This is a genomic window from Staphylococcus sp. GDY8P67P (assembly GCF_017892545.1).
GTDB classification, from domain to species: domain Bacteria; phylum Bacillota; class Bacilli; order Staphylococcales; family Staphylococcaceae; genus Staphylococcus; species Staphylococcus ureilyticus.
Genome location: NZ_JAESLH010000031.1, coordinates 2,279 through 4,975, shown reverse-complemented (window position 1 = coordinate 4,975; position 2,697 = coordinate 2,279). Strand labels below are relative to the sequence as shown.

Below are 2,697 nucleotides of genomic sequence, written 5' to 3'. Positions count from 1 at the left end.
CTCTCCCAGCTGAGCTTATCCTCCGTTTATATTTGCCTGGCAACGTCCTTCTCTTGCGGATCGTAAGTCCGACTACCATCGGCGCTAAGGAGCTTAACTTCTGTGTTCGGCATGGGAACAGGTGTGACCTCCTTGCTATAGTCACCAGACAATGTCATGTATAAAATTTATACACTCAAAACTAGATTGTAAGTAAAATTTAGTTTAACCAACAAAACTTTTAAATTTGATTAAGTCTTCGATCGATTAGTATTCGTCAGCTCCACATATCGCTATGCTTCCACCTCGAACCTATTAACCTCATCATCTTTGAGGGATCTTATAACCGAAGTTGGGAAATCTCATCTTGAGGGGGGCTTCATGCTTAGATGCTTTCAGCACTTATCCCGTCCATACATAGCTACCCAGCGATGCCGTTGGCACGACAACTGGTACACCAGAGGTATGTCCATCCCGGTCCTCTCGTACTAAGGACAGCTCCTCTCAAATTTCCTACGCCCACGACGGATAGGGACCGAACTGTCTCACGACGTTCTGAACCCAGCTCGCGTACCGCTTTAATGGGCGAACAGCCCAACCCTTGGGACCGACTACAGCCCCAGGATGCGATGAGCCGACATCGAGGTGCCAAACCTCCCCGTCGATGTGAACTCTTGGGGGAGATAAGCCTGTTATCCCCGGGGTAGCTTTTATCCGTTGAGCGATGGCCCTTCCATGCGGAACCACCGGATCACTAAGTCCGTCTTTCGACCCTGCTCGACTTGTAAGTCTCGCAGTCAAGCTTCCTTGTGCCTTTACACTCTATGAATGATTTCCAACCATTCTGAGGAAACCTTTGAGCGCCTCCGTTACTCTTTAGGAGGCGACCGCCCCAGTCAAACTGTCCATCTGACACTGTCTCCCACCATGATTAATGGTGCGGGTTAGAAATCCAATACAGCGAGGGTAGTATCCCACCAACGCCTCCACGTAAGCTAGCGCTCACGTATCTAAGGCTCCTACCTATCCTGTACAAGCTGTACCGAATTTCAATATCAGACTACAGTAAAGCTCCACGGGGTCTTTCCGTCCTGTCGCGGGTAACCTGCATCTTCACAGGTACTATGATTTCACCGAGTCTCTCGTTGAGACAGTGCCCAAATCGTTACGCCTTTCGTGCGGGTCGGAACTTACCCGACAAGGAATTTCGCTACCTTAGGACCGTTATAGTTACGGCCGCCGTTTACTGGGGCTTCGATTCGTAGCTTCGCAGAAGCTAACCACTCCTCTTAACCTTCCAGCACCGGGCAGGCGTCAGCCCCTATACATCACCTTACGGTTTAGCAGAGACCTGTGTTTTTGATAAACAGTCGCTTGGGCCTATTCACTGCGGCTCTCCTGGGCGTGAACCCTAAAGAGCACCCCTTCTCCCGAAGTTACGGGGTCATTTTGCCGAGTTCCTTAACGAGAGTTCGCTCGCTCACCTTAGAATTCTCATCTTGACTACCTGTGTCGGTTTGCGGTACGGGCACCATAAATCTAGCTAGAGGCTTTTCTCGGCAGTGTGAAATCAACGACTCGAGGAAACAATTTCCTCTCCCCATCACAGCTTGACCTTATGAGTGCCGGATTTGCCTAACACTCAGTCTTACTGCTTGGACGTACAATCCAATCGTACGCTTCGCCTATCCTACTGCGTCCCCCCATCGCTTAAAACGATTCATGGTGGTACAGGAATATCAACCTGTTATCCATCGCCTACGCCTATCGGCCTCAGCTTAGGACCCGACTAACCCAGAGCGGACGAGCCTTCCTCTGGAAACCTTAGTCAATCGGTGGACGGGATTCTCACCCGTCTTTCGCTACTCACACCGGCATTCTCACTTCTAAGCGCTCCACATGTCCTTGCGATCATGCTTCAACGCCCTTAGAACGCTCTCCTACCATTGTCCTACGGACAATCCACAGCTTCGGTAATATGTTTAGCCCCGGTACATTTTCGGCGCAGTGTCACTCGACTAGTGAGCTATTACGCACTCTTTAAATGATGGCTGCTTCTAAGCCAACATACTAGTTGTCTGGGCAACGCCACATCCTTTTCCACTTAACATATATTTTGGGACCTTAGCTGGTGGTCTGGGCTGTTTCCCTTTCGAACACGGACCTTATCACCCGCGTTCTGACTCCCAAGTTAAATTGATTGGCATTCGGAGTTTGTCTGAATTCGGTAACCCGAGAAGGGCCCCTCGTCCAAACAGTGCTCTACCTCCAATAATCATCACTTGAGGCTAGCCCTAAAGCTATTTCGGAGAGAACCAGCTATCTCCAGGTTCGATTGGAATTTCTCCGCTACCCTCAACTCATCCGCTCACTTTTCAACGTAAGTCGGTTCGGTCCTCCATTCAGTGTTACCTGAACTTCAACCTGGTCAAGGGTAGATCACCTGGTTTCGGGTCTACGACCAAATACTCAACGCCCTATTCAGACTCGCTTTCGCTACGGCTCCACATTCACTGCTTAACCTTGCATCAAATCGTAACTCGCCGGTTCATTCTACAAAAGGCACGCCATCACCCATTAACGGGCTCTGACTACTTGTAAGCACACGGTTTCAAGTTCTCTTTCACTCCCCTTCCGGGGTACTTTTCACCTTTCCCTCACGGTACTGGTTCACTATCGGTCACTAGAGAGTATTTAGCCTTGGGAGATGGTCCTCCC

At 49.9% G+C, this 2,697-nt stretch carries 2 rRNA genes (1 of these 2 running past the window's edge); both read right to left on the bottom strand.

The annotated features are described in order from the left end of the window. Positions 1–34 precede the first annotated feature (34 nt). Positions 35–149: ribosomal RNA gene (gene rrf / locus KA833_RS12555) — 5S ribosomal RNA — on the bottom strand. 77 nt (positions 150–226) lie between these two features. Next, positions 227–2,697, bottom strand: a 23S ribosomal RNA gene (locus tag KA833_RS12550) (it continues 413 nt past the right edge of the window).